Raw genomic sequence first — 16,790 nt, forward strand, 5'->3', positions numbered from 1 at the left:
GCGGGGAACGGCGCGAGCAACCCACCACCGGCCGGCGGCCCGGCAACGACCGCAACAGCCCCACCGGGCCGGTGACGACGTCCAGCCCTCGTCACGCCCGGCCGCGCCGTTCCCCGCGCACCCGGAAAACCCGGGCCGCGCCCGGCCCGCGCGGTGGGGCGTCCGGGGGGAGCCCAGGAGAGCTAGTCCTGGGCGTCCCAGTCCTGGTTGCGCTCCGCGACCCGCTCCATCGCGTGCTCCGCCTCCCCCCGGGTGGGGTACGGGCCGAAGCGGTCCTTGGCGGGGCACTCGGGCCCCTCCTCGACCTTCTTGTGCTTGATGCAGTAGAACCACTCGCCGGGCTTGCCCGCGGGCTTGTTCGCCTTGAACAGCGCCATGACCGACCACCTCCCTGGAGGCCGCGTGCGCGGCGTCCGCCTTGGCCATCGTGCCCGGTGACGCGCCGATACACTCGTCGGCATGTCTGGTCAGTCGCTGCTCGTCCCCGGCACGCTCTCCCCCGCCCGGCAGGTGCCGGCGTCCATTCCGCGCCCCGAGTACGTGGGCCGGCCGGGGCCCACCCCGTACACCGGGCCCGAGGTGCAGGACGAGGAGACCGTCGAGCGGATGCGGATCGCGTCGCGGATCGCGGCGCAGGCGATGGAGGAGGCCGCGAAGGCGGTGGCGCCGGGCGTGACGACGGACGAGCTGGACCGGATCGCGCACGCGTACATGGTCGACCACCGGGCCTACCCGTCGGACCTGGGCTACCGCGGCTTCCCCAAGTCGCTGTGCACCTCGGTCAACGAGGTGATCTGCCACGGCATCCCGGACTCCACGGTGCTGCGCGACGGCGACATCGTGAACCTCGACGTCACCGCGTACATCCACGGTGTGCACGGCGACTGCAACGCCACGTACTTCGTCGGCGACGTCGACGAGGAGTCGCGGCTGCTGGTCGAGCGGACCCGCGAGTCGCTGGACCGGGCGATCAAGGCGGTGCGCCCCGGGCGGCAGATCAACGTGATCGGCCGGGTCATCGAGTCGTACGCCAAGCGCTTCGGGTACGGCGTGGTGCGGGACTTCACCGGGCACGGCATCAACACCTCCTTCCACTCGGGCCTGGTGATCCCGCACTACGACGACCCGCGGGCGACCACGGTGATGCGGCCGGGCATGACGTTCACCATCGAGCCGATGCTGACGCTGGGCACGCACGAGTACGACATCTGGGACGACGGCTGGACCGTGGTGACCAAGGACCGCAGGCGCACCGCGCAGTTCGAGCACACGCTGGTGGTCACCGGGGACGGCGCCGAGGTCCTCACGCTCCCCTGACCCGGTGCCCGCGGCCGCCCGATAGGGTGGCCGCGATTCGCCGGGTACGCACAGGCGTACGCAAGCGCCGAGGGGGCCGACGCACCATGATCCGCCGCAGGTTGTGCCTGGGGGCCGCAGCCGTCGCACTGGCCGTGCCGCTGGCCGGCTGCGTCACCGTGCACGGCGAGCGGGAGAACGTCCCGTCGGTGCGGCCCGCGGAGGCGGCCCGGGTCGTGGCGCACTTCACCGCGGTGAACAACCAGGCGACGCGGACGTACGGCGAGCGGTACATCCGGCAGATCGAGGCGGGGCCGCTGGGCGCCATCGACAGCGCCGGGATCAGGTCGGCGCACAGCCAGCACCCCGAGGGCGCCCGCTCGTCCTCGCCGCTGGTGCTCAGCGACACCAGGTTCCTGATACCGCGGCAGGTGGGCTGGCCGAAGTTCTTCGTGGCGGACTCGGCGACCAACCGCGCCAACGGCTCGCGGTGGCTGCTGCTGTTCCGCCGCGACTCGGCGGCCCAGCCGTGGATGGCGGACTACCTGGCGGTGATCTCACCGCAGGCGCTGCCGCGCCTGGCCACCGACCAGGACGGCTACCTGCTGCCGGTGCCCGCCGCGCAGACCGGTCTGCTGGTGCCGCCCGGACAGCTGAGCGCGGCCTACAGCGCGTACCTCCAGTCGGGCACGGACGCCCGGGACTTCGCGCCGGGCGGCTCGACCACGCAGCTGCGGGCCGATCGCGCCGCCCGCGCGCGGACCGCGAACTCGGTGACGCAGTACGCCGACCAGGCCGACACCGCGGGCGACTTCGCGCCCGCGGCGCTGCGCACGAAGGACGGCGGGGCGCTGGTCTTCTTCGGCACCCGCCACCAGTCGAGGTCCACCTACCGGGCGGGCTACGACCTGACGATCGACGCGGGCACGCGGGCGCTGATGACGGGCGCGCCGAAGACGTCGGTGACGCTCTCACACGTGGGCCAGCAGCTGGTGACGGTGCCGCGCACGGCGGCCGGCGGCGCGGCGGCGGGCCGGGTGGAGTTCGTCAGCCGGCTGGTCGGGCTGGTGGGCGCGCAGGGTGCGTGACGCCCCGCCTGCGGCCGGCGGGAGCAGCAGGGTCGCGTGGGGCGGGTCAGCCGGGTCAGCGGCCCCAGCCGACCGGCTCGGCCTCCGGCTCATAGCCGAACCGGGCGCACGCGTCGCTGAGGATGTCGAGCACCAGCAGCGGTTCCGGCAGCGGCAGGTCGGGGCCGTGTCCGGGCAGCCAGCTGACGTCGGCGCCGGAGGCGAGCCGGGCCGGCGGCAGCAGGACGTAGCTGCCGCGGCAGTGCCAGCGGATGCCGGGGTGCTCGTCGGCGGTCTCGGGATGGCAGTCCAGCTCGCACGGCCACCACTCGTCCTCGTCGACCGGCGTGCCGCGGGTGGCGGTGAAGAAGAGCATCCGCTCGTCGCCGTGCAGGGCCACCGGGCCGAAGGCCGCGGCGTCCGCGGTGAGCCGCTCCAGCGCGACGCGGCCCGCCTCGGCGGGCACGTCGAGCACGTCGTGGTTGAGGCCGGTGGCGGTGACGAAGCCGGCCAGCGGCTGGGTGCGCAGCCAGCCCTCGACCTTCTGCGGATCGGTGCTCGCCTGCGTCTGCCAGGCCAGGGACAGCGGGTGCAGGCCGGGGATCGGGCAGCCGATCCGGCCGCACGAACAGCCGTAGTTCTCCGGGTGGGCCGCCGGGGCGACCGGGAAGCCGGCCCGCGCCGCGGCCAGCGTCAGTTCGTCTCGCTCGACGGGGGCGGCAGAACCCGGTGCTCCGTCCGTACGGCGTCGCAGCCAGCCGGACATCCTGCTCTTGCCTGCCATCGAGCTCCTTCCCTCTCCCCCGGCCCGTTGCGGTACACGGTACGCGGGTGGTGGAGGCCATCCTGCCTCTTGGCAGGAATGAACACCCACTCGGGGTGGAACTCTTCCCGGGCGGGACTTTTCCGGCAAAGGGCCGGAAGGGACCGCGCATCCGATCCGACCGGAGGCTCCGCGTGGCTTCGCACCCCTTCTCCGCGGTGGTCCGCGCCGCCGTCCGGGAGCAGCACACCGAGGCGGAGGAGTCCGCCTTCATGACCGACCTGCTCGGCGGCGGACTCGGCGTGCGGGCGTACGCCGACTACACCGAGCAGCTGTGGTTCGTCTACCGCGCGCTGGAGGACGGCGGCCGGGCGCTGGCCGGCGATCCGGTGGCCGGTCCGTTCGTCCGGCCCGAGCTGTGGCGGGTGCCCGCGCTCGAACGCGACCTGGACCACCTGCGCGGCGCGGGGTGGCGCGAGCGGGCGGTGCCGCTGCCGGCCACCGAGCGGTACGCCGCGCGGGTCGCCGAGGTGGCCCGCGGCTGGCCGGGCGGCTATGTCGCACACCACTACACCCGCTACCTCGGCGACCTCTCCGGCGGGCAGGTCATCCGTTCCCTCGCCGAGCGCACCTGGGGCTTCGCGCCCGGCGGTGACGGCGTCCGCTTCTACGTCTTCGACGCGATCGCCAATCCGGCCGCCTTCAAGCGCGACTACCGCCTGCTCCTCGACGCCCTCCCCTTCGGTCCCGCCGAGCGCGCCCGCTTCCTCACCGAGTGCGGTGACGCCTTCGCCCACAACAGCGCCGTCTTCGCCGATCTCGCGACGGGCACGGCGCGGGCGCGCCTGTAGCGGCGGACCGCGGACCGCCGCTACGGCGGACGGCTCTGCGTCAGGCGGGGGAGAAAGTGGGGCGGCGGAGAAAAGGGGCCGGGGCCGAGGCGCGCGGAGCGGATGAGGGCGCACAATCGGCGTACGCGTGACGCCGACAGCGGACCACCCGTCCGCCGGAGGCACTGGCATCTTCAACCACCCCTCGAGGAGCCCGCCTTGCGCATCGCCACACCCCGCCGGTACCTGATGTGCCCACCGGCCCACTTCCGCGTCTCCTACTCGATCAATCCGTGGATGGACCCGAGCAAGCCGGTGGACGCGGCGCTCGCCATGTTCCAGTGGGAGGACCTGCGCGACCGCTACCGGGCGCTGGGCCACACCGTGGAGATCCTCGACCCGCTGCCCGGCCTGCCCGACATGGTCTTCGCGGCGAACGGCGCCACCGTCGTGGACGGGCGGGTGCTGGGCGCGAAGTTCGCGAACCCGGAGCGGACCGAGGAGGCGCCCGCGCACCTCGCCTGGTTCCGGGCGCACGGCTTCGCCGAGGTGCGCGAGCCGGAGCACGTCAACGAGGCGGAGGGCGACCTGGCCGTGACGGCCGGCTGGATCCTGGCCGGGCAGGGCTTCCGCAGCAGCCCGCTGGCGCACGACGAGGCACAGGAGTTCTTCGGCCGCCCGGTGATCAGCCTGGAGCTGACCGATCCGCGCTACTACCACCTGGACACCGCGCTGGCGGTGCTGGACGAGACGCGCGACGAGATCATGTACTTCCCCGGCGCGTTCTCGCCGGGCAGCCGCGCGGTGCTGGCCAGGCTCTTCCCCGGCGCGCTGCTGGCCACCGCGCAGGACGCGGCGGCGCTGGGCCTGAACGCGGTGAGCGACGGCCGCCATGTGCTGCTGCCGCGCCCCGCGACGGGCCTGCACGCTCCGCTGCGCGAGCGCGGCTTCGAGCCGGTGGCGGTGGACATGTCGGAGCTGCACAAGGCGGGCGGCAGCGTGAAGTGCTGCACGATGGAGCTGCGGCCGCCCGCGTCGTAGGGTGCGCGCATGCATGCTTCGTACGACGTGGTGATCGTCGGCGGCGGCCACAACGGTCTGGTCGCCGCCGCCTACCTGGCCCGCGCGGGCCGCCGGGTGCTGGTGCTGGAACGGCTCGCGTCGACCGGCGGCGCCGCGGTGTCCACCCGCGCCTTCACCGGCGTGGACGCCCGGCTGTCGCGCTACTCCTACCTGGTGAGCCTGCTGCCCCGGAAGATCACCGAGGAGCTGGGCCTGCGGTTCGCGGTGCGCAGGCGGCGGATCTCGTCGTACACGCCGAGCGGCGCCGGCGGGCTGCTGGTGGACGCGCAGGACGCGGGCCGCACCCGGGAGCAGTTCGTCCGGCTGACCGGCTCCGACCGGGACTTCGAGGCGTGGCAGCGGTTCTACGCGATGACGCAGCGGGTCGCCGAGCGGGTCTTCCCGACGCTCACCGAGCCGTTGCCCGGCCGCGCCGAGCTGGAGCGCAGGATCGACGACCGGGCCGCGTGGGAGGCGCTGTTCGAGCGGCCGGTCGGGGAGGCGGTGGAGGCGTCGTTCGCGGACGACACGGTGCGCGGCGTGGTCCTCACCGACGCGCTGATCGGCACCTTCAGCCACGCGCACGATCCGTCGCTGCGGCAGAACCGGTGCTTCCTCTACCACGTGATCGGCGGCGGCACCGGCGACTGGGACGTGCCGATCGGCGGGATGGGCGCGTTCACCGACGCGCTGGCCGACGCGGCCCGCGCGGCGGGCGCGGAGATCGTCACCCGCGCGGAGGTCACCGGGCTGGCGACGGACGGCGTACGGGCGGAGGTGACGCTCGCCGACGGCCGGGCCGTGGGCGCGCGGGACGTCCTGGTCAACGCCGCGCCGTACACGCTGGCCGGGCTGCTCGGCGAGGAGCGGCCGGAGCGGCCGGAGGGCGCGCAGCTGAAGGTGAACATGCTGCTGCGCCGGCTGCCGCGGCTGCGGGACACCGCGGTCGACCCGCGCGAGGCGTTCGCCGGGACCTTCCACATCGCGGAGTCCTACCGGCAGTTGCAGACCGCGTACGAGCAGGCCGCCGCGGGCCGGCTGCCGGACGCGCCGCCGTCGGAGATCTACTGCCACAGCCTGACCGACCCGTCGATCCTGGCGCCCGAGCTGGCCGCGCAGGGGATGCACACGCTCACCCTGTTCGGGCTGCACGCGCCGGCCCGGCTGTTCGCGCAGGACCCGGCGGGCGCCAGGGAGGCGCTGCTGAAGGCGACGCTGGCGCAGCTCGACGCGGTCCTCGCGGAGCCGCTGGCCGACTGCCTGGCGCTGGACGCGGACGGCAGGCCGTGCCTGGAGGCCAAGTCGCCGCTCGACCTGGAGCGGGAGGTGGGGCTGCCCGGCGGCCACATCTTCCACCGCGACCTGTCGTGGCCCTACCGGCCCGGCGGTGCGGCGGACGACCCGGCGGACGGCGTGACGAGCGCCACAGGCGTTTGGGGAGTCGGCACCGCGCATGCGAACGTCTACCTCTGCGGCGCGGGCGCGGTCCGCGGCGGCGGGGTCAGCGGAGTCCCCGGGCACAACGCGGCGATGGCGGTACTGGAGAAGGCACGATGACGCACAGGCTCCCGATACCCCGGCCCGCCGTCCCCGGCCGGTCCCTGCCGGGCCGCGAGGGCGACGGCGGCCGCCGTACGACCGGCCGCCAGTGGCGGCGCGGCGGCCGCTGGCACAGCCTCACCGAGGACGGCGGCGTGCCGGAGCCGCGCAGCACCGCGGACGTGGTGGTGGACTGCGCGGTGTACGAGGACGGCTGCCGGGCGGCGTCGCTGCCGCCGCAGGAGGTGCTGCGGGAGGCCCGCAGGCGCAAGGGCGGCTTCGCCTGGATCGGCCTGCACGAGCCGGACGCGGAGCACCTCGCGGAGATCGCCGAGGTGTTCGGGCTGCACCCGCTGGCGGTGGAGGACGCCGTGCAGGCGCATCAGCGGCCGAAGCTGGAGCGCTACGGCGACACGCTCTTCGTGGTGCTGAAGACCATCGTCTTCGTGGAGCACGAGAAGCTCACCGCGACCAGCGAGGTCGTCGACACCGGCGAGGTGATGATCTTCCTGGGCGCGGACTTCGTGGTGGTGGTCCGGCACGGCAGCGCGCCGGGTCTGTCGAGGGTACGGCGGGCTCTGGAGTGCCGCCCCGACATGCTGGCGCACGGCCCCGCCTCGGTGCTGCACGCGATCACCGACCAGGTGGTGGACGACTACCTGGACGTCGCCGACGCGGTCGAACTCGATGTGGACGAGCTGGAATCGGACGTTTTCTCGGCCGCCCACGGCGACGACGCCGAGCGGATCTACCAGCTCAAGCGGGAGCTGATCGAGTTCAAGCACGCGGTGTACCCGACGGCCCGCCCGCTGGACCGGCTCACCGAGGGCGCCGAGGGTCTGATCAACGCCGAGATGGGCCGGTACTTCCGCGACGTGGCCGACCACCTCTCGCACGTCCGCGAGCGCCTGGCGGCGTACGGCGAACTGGTGGACGGCCTGCTGGCGGCGAATCTCAGCCAGCTCGCGGTGCAGCAGAACGTCGACATGCGCAGGATCAGCGCGGGCGCGGCGATCCTGGCGGTCCCGACGATGATCGCCGGCTTCTACGGCATGAACTTCCGGCACATGCCGGAGCTCGGCTGGACCTTCGGCTATCCGCTGATGCTCGGCGTCACCGCCGTCCTCTCGGCGTTGTGCTATCGCGCCTTCCGCCGTTACGGCTGGCTGTAGCCGTCCTGGCCGGCGTCTGCGCCGGCGGCCGGGTCGGGCGGCCAGGTCTCGCCCCAGCGGGCGTCGCGGGCCAGGCGGTAGGCGGCGCCGTGGCGCTTGGCGACGGTGGTGCGGGTGAGGGCGTCGTCGCGGGTGCACAGGTCGAGCAGCACCTGGCCCTTGCGGATCTGCGGGTGGCGCACGATCCGGTTGCCCGCGGGCGCGCCGGGCACCGCGGCCGGGCGGACGGCCGCCACGTAGCTGAACTTCTCGTCCTCGTACGGCAGGGTGCCGCCCTTGACCTGACGGTGCAGCGAGGTGCGCGGCACCCGGGCGGCGAAGTGGCACCAGTCGTCGCCGGTCACCGGGCAGGTCCCGTCGTGCGGGCAGGGCGCGAGCACGGTGAGGCCGGCCGCGATCAGCCGCTGCCGGGCCTCGATGATCCGGGCGTAGCCCTCGGGGGTGCCGGGCTCGGCGACCACCACCGCGCCGAGCGCCGCCCCGGCCGCCGCGTCGATCAGCGACGCCCGGTCGGCGGGGGCGAGTTCGCCGATCACGTAGGAGACGGTGACCAGGTCGCGGGCGGGCAGCCGGGGCGCGCCGGCCAGCGGGGCGCGGGTCCACTCGGCGTCCCGCACGGCCTGCTGCGCGGCGTCGCGGGCCAGCTCCGAGCCGAGCGCGAGGGCGGCCTGCGACCAGTCCAGGACGCTGCTGGTGTGGCCGCCGTCCGGCCAGGCGTCGGCGACCGCCCAGGTGGCCGCGCCGGTGCCGCCGCCGAGGTCGAGGTGGGTGCGCGGGGCCCAGTCCGCCGCCTGCTCGCGCAGCGCGCCGAGGGCGGAGCGGACCGCGGCGTAGGTGGCGGGCATCCGGTAGGCCGCGTAGGCGGCCACGTCGGCGGCGTCGCGGAGGATGGGCGCGGACGGGGCGGCGGTCGGGGCCGCGCCGCGATAGCTCTGGATCAGCCGCTCGACCTGCGCGGACGCCTGTCCTGGCGCGGTGGCGTGGAGCTGTCGGGTCAGGGCGTCGCGAAGATCGTCTGGCAGGTGCACGGTGGACACAAGCGACCACTGTAAGGGGCGGAAACCCTGTGACGGACCCCTTACCGTGCGTGCGGGGGGAAGCGCCATAGCCGGGTTAACTCGGTCATAACATCGGCTCGAATATGTGCAATCCGCAGCGAGCGATCACTCGATTGGCCTAGCGTTCCCCCCGTATCAGGACGAAGCCAGCACTTGGGGAAGTGCTGGAACGTCCGTCGGTCGCGATGTGCCAGGGGGGTTCATGCGGCGTATCGGAACAAACCCGGCCATGCCGGTCATGTCCGTGGAGAGCGAGCCAAGACCCGTGCGGAGCACGTCTCCGCACGCCTTCAGCACGACCAGCACCCCCGTCTCCCCGGACAGCACCCACCCCACCCAGATCCACCCCCTCCCCACCCACCCCACTCAGACACCGTCCGCCCGGACCACGTCCACCCGGACCGCGTCCGCTCGGAGCCAGGGCCTGAGCAGCCCGGACGTCCAGAGCGACCCGCACCACACCGCACACCAGGGCCACCCGCACCACCCCGGCCACCCCGACCGCAGGGCATCGGCGACCGCCGATGCCCTCACCGTGCCCGGGCATCGCCGGCGGGTCAGGGCCGCCCGCAGGCACGGCCGGCACAGCGTCCACCGGGCGCACAGCACGTACGGCGACAAGGCGGCCTGGTACCTGCCGCTCGCGCTGTCGGCGGACGCCCTCGGCGTCGGCCTCCCGCTGCTGCTCCTGCTCGGGGACCGCGACCAGCCGCACCCGCTGGAGTGCGCGTTCGTCGCCGCGGCCGGCTGGCTCGCGGTCCGTGCGGCGCGCCGCCGCTACGCCGCCGACGTCCTCGGCGAGCACCGTTCGGCGCTGCCCGTGCTCGGCGACTGGCTCGTGCTGCTCGGGGTGCTGGCCATGCTGCGCACCGCGTTCGGCGAGATCGCCCGGCCCTCGCTGGCGCTGGCCGGGCTCGCCGCGGGACCGGTGCTGACGCTGGCCGCCCGCAAGGCGACCCACCGTCATCTGATCGCGGACCGCCGCTCCGCCCAGGCGGTCCGCCGGGTCCTGGTGGCCGGCGAGCCGAACGCCGTCGACGAGGTGGTGGAGCACCTGGCCGCCAGGACCGACCACGCGTACGTGGTCGTCGGCGTCGTCCCGGTCGGCAACGCCCGGCTGGAGTGCGGCGTGCCGGTGGCGGCCCGGCTCGACGGGGTCGACCCGCACGACCGCTCCGAGGACGCGGCGGCCGTGCTGCGCTCGGCGGCCGCACAGCACGCCGAGCTGGTCCTGGTGGCCCCCGGGCCACGGCTGTCCGCGGCGCGCCTCAAGCGGCTGTCCTGGGCGCTGTACGACGCCGGCCTTCCGCTGGCGGTGCTCCCGGGCCTGGTGGACGTGGCGGTCCGCCGGGTGCAGCTGGACGCGCCCGCGGGGCTGACGGTCCTGCACATAGCGCCGCCGATCACCAGGGGCCTCCAGGTGGGCCTGAAGTCGGCGCTCGACAGGGCGGGCGCGGCCCTCGGACTGCTGCTGCTCGCACCGCTGTTCGGCCTGGTGGCGCTGGCCATCAAGAGCACCTCGCCCGGCCCGGTCTTCCACCGCCAGACGCGGTACGGGCAGGACAGCACGCCGTTCACCATGTGGAAGTTCCGCACGATGGTGGTCGACGCCGAGGCCCGCAAGGCCGAACTGGAGCGCGACGGCGCCAACGAGAACGACGGGCTGATGTTCAAGATGCGGCGCGATCCGCGGGTCACCCGCGTCGGCCGGCTGCTGCGCCGCTGCTCCCTCGACGAGCTGCCGCAGCTGGTCAACGTGGTCCGCGGCGAGATGTCGCTGGTCGGCCCGCGGCCGCCGCTGCCCGACGAGGTCGCCCGCTACGACGACGTGGAGCTGCGCCGGCTCGCCGTCAAACCCGGCATCACCGGGCTGTGGCAGGTCAGCGGGCGCAGCGACCTGTCCTGGGACGAGACGGTCGCGCTCGACCTGCAGTACGTCGACAACTGGTCGTTCACCGGCGACGTGGACGTCATGGCCCGCACCCTGCGGGCGGTGGTCGACGGCCGGGGGGCGTACTAGCGCCTCCCCGCGGCGCGCCGCCCGCGTACCCCGACAGGACCCTGTTCGGTCGCGGGACGCGGCGGCGTGCCGCACCGTGGTGAGGACCGGCGGCGGGCCACGGTGAGGAGCGCGGATGAGCGGGACGGCGGGCGGCGGCGGCCGGTCGAGGAACCTCGTGCTCGCGGCGATGATCTTCGCCGTCGCCATGACCTTCATCGACCAGACCATCGTGTCGATCGCCGCGCCCCAGATCCAGGCCGAGCTGAAGCTGTCGAGCACCGGGCTGCAGTGGGCGGTCAACGCGTACCTGCTCACCCTCGCCGCCTTCTTCGCCTACGGCGGCCGGCTCGCCGACACCGTCGGCCACCGCAAGGTCGTGGTGGCCGGCGTGGTCGTCTTCGCCACCGCCTCCGCGCTGTGCGGGGCGACGCCCAAGGGCGACGCGGCGCAGGCGTGGATCGTCGCCTTCCGCGCGGTGCAGGGCGTCGGCGGCGCGATCCTCTTCCCCGCGGCGCTCGGCATCGTCGTGCAGACCTTCGCGCTGCGCGAGCGCGGAAAGGCGCTGGCGACGTTCTTCGGCGTCGCGGGCGGCCTCACCGCGATCGGCCCGATCCTCGGCGGGTACCTCACCGAGTGGACGTGGCGGGCGATCTTCTGGGTGAACGTGCCCGTCGCGGTGATCGCCCTGGTGCTCATCGCGGTCTCCCGGCCGGTCACCGACCACCGCCCGGCCCCGATGGACTACCGCGGCCTCGCGCTCATCGCCTTCGGCGTCGGACTGAGCGTCTTCGGCTTCCAGCAGGCCCAGATCTGGCACTGGTCGAACCCCGCCATCGCGCTGTGCGTCGCCGCCGGCCTGCTGCTGCTCGTGGTCTTCCACGCCACCGAGCTGCGCACCCCCGCACCGCTGATGCAGGTGCGGATCTTCCGCGACCGGGCGTTCCTGACGGAGAACCTGGTGCTCGGCATCACCATGCTGGTCTTCGTGCCGTTCTTCTTCTTCGCCAGCGAGTACGCCCAGATCGGCCTGGCCAAGTCGTCGTCCGGCGCCGGGGTCTACCTGCTCTGGTTCTTCGTCGGCTTCGTGGTCGCCTCCCAGATCGGCGGCCGGATGCTCGACAGCGGCGGCGCGAGACGCCCGGTGGTCATCGGGTGCGTGCTCGGCGCGATCGGCTTCTTCCTGCTCGCCGGCAAGGTCACCGACCTCGATTTCGGCAGCCAGCAGTGGTACGTGGTGCTGGCCGGCGCCGGAATGGGGATGATGCTCACCCCGGCGAGCACGGACGCGGTGAACCGCGCGTCGCGGATGTCGTACGGGGAGGCGACCGGCATCACGCAGACCGTGCGGAACTATGCCGCGAGCCTCGGGCTGGCCGTTCTCGGCACGATCTCGGTCGCCCGGTTCGAGTCCCGGCTGCGGGGCTCCCTCCTGGCCCAGGGCGAGCCCGCCGGCCAGGCCGCCTCGCAGGCCCACGCGATCGCCCAGTCCCACTCGGCCCCCGCGGGAGGCGGCACCATCCCCGCCTTCGTCCGCGTCGCTTTCGGCGACGCCACCAGGACCGTCTTCTCCGTGATGGCCGCGATCATGGCCGCCGCCGCCCTCGTCGCCTACGCCGGCCTCCGCCCCGGCCTCCAACCCGCCACCCCCGAGGACGGCCGCACGGCGGCCGACCCTTGAGCGGTCACCCCCCGGCAGCGGAGGGCTCCGCCGCCACGGGCGAGCCGACCGGCGGCTCCGCGGAACGTGTCCGCCTCCCCGGCGGGCGACGCAACCGTCGGCTCCGCCGGCACCGCGGCAACCCATGCTCGGCGCCAGCCGGACCCGCGGCCGGGGCGGCCAGCTCCCCGGCTGCAACCGGCGGCTCCGCGGGCACCGGCGGCAACTCGGCCCCGGCACCAGCCTGACCCCCCGCGAGGGCGACCCCGGGCCGCCGGTGGGCAGCTTTCGCTACGCGTCCGCAGCAGCGGCGGGCTCCGCCGGGACGAGCGAGCCAACCGGCGGCTGCTCGGGCTCGGCACCAGCCGACTCGGCGGCAACCGGCTGCCCCGCCGGAACCGGCGGCAACTCGGCCCCGGCGCCAGCCGGACGCACGGCCGGAGCGGCCAGCCCCCCGGCACCAACCGGCGGCCCCGCCGGAACCGGCGGCAACTCAGCCCCGGCACCAGCCGGACCCCCCGCGAGGGCGACCCCGCACCGCCGGTGGGCAGCTTTCGCTACGCGTCCGCAGCAGCGGCGGGCTCCGCCGGGACGAGCGAGCCAACCGGCGGCTGCTCGGGCTCAGCGCCAGCCGACTCGGCGGCAACCGGCGGCCCCGCCGGAACCGGCGGCAACTCGGCCCCGGCACCAACCGGACCCACGGCCGGAGCAGCCAGCCCCCCGGCACCAACCGGCGGCCCCGCCGGAACCGGCGGCAACTCGGCCCCGGCGCCAGCCGGACGCACGGCCGGAGCGGCCAGCCCCCCGGCACCAACCGGCGGCCCCGCCGGAACCGGCGGCAACTCAGCCCCGGCACCAGCCGGACGCACGGCCGGAGCGGCCGGGCGCACGGCACCAACCGGCGGCCCCGCCGGAACCGGCGGCAACTCGGCCCCGGCGCCAGCCGGACGCACGGCCGGAGCGGCCGGCTCACCGGCGGCGGCCGGGGGCGGCTCGGACCCCGGGGCAGCCGGGGGTGCTGCGGGTCTCGGGGGGAGCGGCGCCGGAGGCGCCAGCGTGAGGGCCTCCGCGAGAAGCGCGTCGATGCGGGCGAGGCCGGCGGTGGGGGTGAGGTGGGTGGTGGCGTAGGCACGGGCCTGGGTCGCGGCAGCGACATCGGCGGCGAGGACGCGGACGGCGGCGAGCAGGGCGGCGGGGTCCGCCGGAGGCACCACCGTGCCGGCGCCCGCGCGGGCGATCTCCCGGGCGGTGCCGCTGTCCGCGGGCACCGCCGCCACCACGGGCCGCCCGGCGGCGAAGTACGACGTCAGCTCCGGCGGGACCGCCGCGTCCGCCGCGGCCAGCACGTCGGCGGCGCCGAGCACGTCGGGGAACTCCGACTCCGCCGCGAGCGGCGCGAAGTCCAGGTTGGGCAGCCCGCCGGCCAGCGCGCGCAGCGCGTCGCGCCGGGCGCCCTCGCCCATCAGGACGACCCGCAGCGTCGGGTCGAGCCTGGCCGCCTCGACGAGCACGTCGAGCCCGCGGCCGGCCCCCATGTCGCCGGTGTACAGCAGCACGGTCTGGCCCGGCCGCCAGCCCAGCAGCGCGCGCATCTGCTCGCGGGGGCGGGTGGGCCCGGGTATCAGGGACCAGTTGGGCACCAGCCGTATGCGCTGCTCGGGCACGCCCAGGGCCGCGACGCCCGCGACGAGCGTCTCGTGGGTGACGCCGACGAGTGCGGCGCGCCGCAGCGCGTACCGCTCGACGGCGCGTGCGGCGGCCGCCCGGACGCCGAGCAGGTTCCGCACCACCGGCACGAACGGCACGCCGTGGCGCGCGGCGAGGCGGGCGCCGACGACCCCCGCGGCCAGGCTGGGCATCTGCGCGGCCACCGCGTCCGGCCGGCCGATCTCCGGGGCGCCGGACAGCGCGCCGCGCAGCAGCGACAGCTCGAACAGGGCCCGGCGCGGCGCGGTCTGACGGCTCGGCACCGTGTGCCGGCGGCGGTGCACGCTGACCCCGCAGCGCTCCTCGCGGGTGGCCCGCACCCCCGCGTACGCCGGGTCGAGCCGCCAGGCGGGATAGTGCGGCAGGCCGGTCAGGACGTGCACCTCGGCGCCGGCGGCGGCCCAGTGCTCGGCGATCTGCGTCGCGTACCTGCTCGTACCGGCCTGCTCTGGCGCGTAGTTGGTCGACACCAACAGCAGGCGCCGGTGCGTGACGGTTCCGGCCACGGTGCGTTCCCTTTCCCCCGGTGATCCCCCTGAGACGAACACGCGCCCACCCTAGCGTTCAGCCGTGCGAGCCATCCGCGCGATGCCGCCGCCGAGATAACCGTCATATCGGACATCAAGCCCTAAAGTGTCGACGGTGTCCCCTTCGATCTCCCGCCGCGACCTCTTCCAGGTCACCGCTTCGGGCGCGCTGCTCGCCGGATGCGCGGACGGGGCCCGCACGCCGGGCGCCGCGGCGCCCTCCGCCCGCTCCGCGCCCTCCCGCGCCGCCACCTCCCCCGTCCCGGCCCCGGCCACCCCCTCCGCCGCCGCGGCGGCCGCGGCCAGGCCGCTGCCCCCCGGGCTGCCCGACCAGATCGAGCACGGCCCGGCCGACCGCCCGCTGGTCGCCCTCACCTTCCACGGCCAGGGCGAACCCGACCTCGCCGAGGCCCTGCTGACGGAGGCGGAGAGGGCCGGCGCGCGACTGACCGTGCTGGCGGTCGGCAGCTGGCTCGACACGTATCCGCAGCTGGCCCGGCGGGTGCTCGACGGCGGGCACGAGCTGGGCAACCACACCCAGACCCACGCGGACATCGGCGCGATGGGCGCGGCCGCGGCCACCGCCGAGATCGAGGGCTGCGCGCAGCGGCTGCGGCGGCTGACCGGCTCGCGCGGCCGCTGGTTCCGGCCCTCGCAGGCCCGGCTGACCACGCCGCTGGTGGTCCGGCTGGCGCGGCAGGCCGGCTATCCGCACCTGCTGTCGTACGGCGTGGACCCGCTCGACTACACCGATCCCGGCGCCGAGCCGGTACGGGCCGCGGTGGCCCGGCAGGCCGGCCCCGGCTCGGTGGTCTCCCTGCACTTCGGGCACCGCGGCACCGTCGCCGCGCTGCCCGGGATCCTCGACGACCTGCACCGCCGCGGCCTGCGCGCGGTCACGACCTCGGAGCTGCTGACCTGATGCGCCGTCACCCGACTCCCGCCTGCGCGCTGGTCGCCGCCGCGGCCCTCGCCGTCCTCGCCTCCGGCTGCGGAAACGGCGGCACTCCCTCGCACGCGGCGGCGCCCTCGCAGAAGCGGGCCGTCACGGCCGCCGCGCGGCCGGCCGCCCCGCTGGGCCTGCCCGGCATGCCGCCGCCGCTGAACGCGCACGACCTCTACGCCGCCGACCGGCCCGGCCGGCTCTCCCCGGTGGTGCGGGACTTCCCCTCGCGGGTCTACGTGCCCAACACCGAGTCCAACACGGTCACGGTGATCGACCCGAGGACGTACAAGGTCGTCGAGACCATCCCGGTGGGCCGGCAACCCCAGCACGTCGTGCCGTCGTGGGACCTGAAGACGCTGTGGGTCAACAACGACGTCGGCAACACCCTCACCCCGATCGACCCGGCCACCGGCAAGGCGGGCCGGACCGTCGACGTGCACGACCCGTACAACCTGTACTTCACGCCGGACGGCAAGTACGCGATCGTGATGGCGTCGCTCGACCGTCAGCTGGTCTTCCGCGACGCGCACACCATGGCGGTGAAGAAGGCCGTCCCGGTGAGCTGCTACGGCGTCAACCACGCCGACTTCTCCCCCGACGGCCGCTACTTCATCGTCTCCTGCGAGTTCTCCGGCGAACTGCTCAAGGTCGACACCGCGAAGATGGAGGTGATCGGCCAGCAGCAGCTGCCGTACGACGGCGCGATGCCGCAGGACGTCAAGATCTCCCCCGACGGCAGGACCTGGTACATCGCGGACATGGCCGCCGACGGCGTGTGGGTGATGAACGGCGACACCTTCTCCAAGCCGACGCTGCTGCACACCGGCCAGGGCGCGCACGGCCTGTACGTGTCGCGGGACTCCCGGTCGATGTACATCTCCAACCGCGAGGAGGGCTCGATCTCCCTCCTCGACTTCGCCACCGGCAAGCTGACCGCCAAGTGGCACATCGACGGCGGCGGCAGCCCCGACATGGGCGGGGTCTCCGCCGACGGCAAGGTGCTGTGGCTGTCCGGGCGGTACGACTCGGAGGTGTACGCGCTCGACACCGCCACCGGCCGCACCCTGGCCAAGATCCCGGTCGGCGCCGGCCCGCACGGCCTGTGCGTGTACCCGCAGCCCGGCCGCTACTCCCTCGGGCACACCGGCATCTTCCGCTGACCCG

At 74.8% G+C, this 16,790-nt stretch carries 13 protein-coding genes and 1 pseudogene; 10 read left to right on the forward strand and 4 right to left on the reverse strand.

Annotated elements, in window-relative coordinates:
• Positions 1–182 precede the first annotated feature (182 nt).
• Positions 183–377 (reverse strand): hypothetical protein, encoded by a 195-nt coding sequence (locus V2S66_RS28710; RefSeq protein ID WP_330799645.1) that lies wholly within the window; start codon positions 375–377, stop codon positions 183–185.
• Between the two features lie 82 nt (positions 378–459).
• Here V2S66_RS28710 and map point away from each other — a divergent pair, with 82 nt between their 5' ends.
• Both map and V2S66_RS28720 read left to right on the forward strand, forming a co-directional pair.
• On the forward strand, positions 460–1,317 hold the full coding sequence (gene map, locus V2S66_RS28715) for a type I methionyl aminopeptidase (RefSeq protein WP_330799646.1): 858 nt from the start codon (positions 460–462) through the stop codon (positions 1,315–1,317).
• Positions 1,318–1,403: 86 nt separating this feature from the next.
• Entirely contained in the window at positions 1,404–2,384 is a 981-nt protein-coding gene (locus tag V2S66_RS28720; RefSeq protein ID WP_330799647.1) for an SCO2278 family lipoprotein, read from the forward strand.
• A gap of 55 nt (positions 2,385–2,439) precedes the next feature.
• On the opposite strand, the gene V2S66_RS28725 is transcribed toward V2S66_RS28720, so the two are convergent.
• Positions 2,440–3,147: a bifunctional DNA primase/polymerase gene (locus V2S66_RS28725; protein WP_330799648.1), complete on the reverse strand. Its 708-nt coding sequence runs from the start codon at positions 3,145–3,147 to the stop codon at positions 2,440–2,442.
• A 173-nt stretch (positions 3,148–3,320) separates the two neighbouring features.
• Between V2S66_RS28725 and V2S66_RS28730 the strand changes: the two genes are divergently transcribed.
• The 4 genes from V2S66_RS28730 to corA all read left to right on the forward strand — a co-directional run bounded on the left by V2S66_RS28730 (position 3,321) and on the right by corA (position 7,729).
• Positions 3,321–3,977, forward strand: coding sequence for a biliverdin-producing heme oxygenase (locus V2S66_RS28730; RefSeq protein WP_330799649.1), 657 nt, complete (start codon positions 3,321–3,323; stop codon positions 3,975–3,977).
• Positions 3,978–4,175: 198 nt separating this feature from the next.
• Entirely contained in the window at positions 4,176–4,997 is an 822-nt protein-coding gene (gene ddaH / locus V2S66_RS28735) for a dimethylargininase (RefSeq protein ID WP_413966507.1), read from the forward strand.
• A gap of 9 nt (positions 4,998–5,006) precedes the next feature.
• Positions 5,007–6,575 (forward strand): phytoene desaturase family protein, encoded by a 1,569-nt coding sequence (locus tag V2S66_RS28740; RefSeq protein WP_330799650.1) that lies wholly within the window; start codon positions 5,007–5,009, stop codon positions 6,573–6,575.
• Complete coding sequence (corA, locus tag V2S66_RS28745; protein WP_330799651.1) at positions 6,572–7,729, forward strand: magnesium/cobalt transporter CorA; 1,158 nt, start codon at positions 6,572–6,574, stop codon at positions 7,727–7,729. The genes V2S66_RS28740 and corA overlap by 4 nt, the downstream gene beginning before the upstream one ends.
• Here corA and V2S66_RS28750 read toward each other — a convergent pair.
• Positions 7,714–8,766, reverse strand: coding sequence for a small ribosomal subunit Rsm22 family protein (locus V2S66_RS28750; RefSeq protein WP_413966508.1), 1,053 nt, complete (start codon positions 8,764–8,766; stop codon positions 7,714–7,716). The genes corA and V2S66_RS28750 overlap by 16 nt on opposite strands.
• A 655-nt stretch (positions 8,767–9,421) precedes the next feature.
• Here V2S66_RS28750 and V2S66_RS28755 point away from each other — a divergent pair.
• Positions 9,422–10,807 carry a sugar transferase gene (locus V2S66_RS28755; RefSeq protein ID WP_413966511.1) on the forward strand — a complete coding sequence of 462 codons (1,386 nt, stop codon included), beginning with the start codon at positions 9,422–9,424 and terminating at the stop codon, positions 10,805–10,807.
• A gap of 115 nt (positions 10,808–10,922) precedes the next feature.
• Entirely contained in the window at positions 10,923–12,467 is a 1,545-nt protein-coding gene (locus V2S66_RS28760; protein ID WP_330799652.1) for an MFS transporter, read from the forward strand.
• Positions 12,468–13,483: 1,016 nt separating this feature from the next.
• Here V2S66_RS28760 and V2S66_RS28765 read toward each other — a convergent pair.
• Positions 13,484–14,626, reverse strand: a pseudogene (locus V2S66_RS28765) (glycosyltransferase family 4 protein); the annotation flags it as partial.
• 169 nt (positions 14,627–14,795) lie between these two features.
• On the opposite strand from V2S66_RS28765, the gene V2S66_RS28770 reads away from it, so the two are divergent.
• A complete protein-coding gene (locus V2S66_RS28770; protein WP_330799653.1) occupies positions 14,796–15,602 on the forward strand; it encodes a polysaccharide deacetylase family protein in 807 nt (268 codons plus the stop codon).
• Positions 15,602–16,786, forward strand: a complete 1,185-nt coding sequence (locus V2S66_RS28775; protein ID WP_330799654.1) for a YVTN family beta-propeller repeat protein — start codon at positions 15,602–15,604, stop codon at positions 16,784–16,786. The genes V2S66_RS28770 and V2S66_RS28775 overlap by 1 nt, the downstream gene beginning before the upstream one ends.
• The last annotated feature ends 4 nt before the right edge of the window (positions 16,787–16,790 follow it).

It is taken from the genome of Actinacidiphila polyblastidii (assembly GCF_036353415.1).
In the GTDB taxonomy this organism is placed as follows: domain Bacteria; phylum Actinomycetota; class Actinomycetes; order Streptomycetales; family Streptomycetaceae; genus Actinacidiphila; species Actinacidiphila polyblastidii.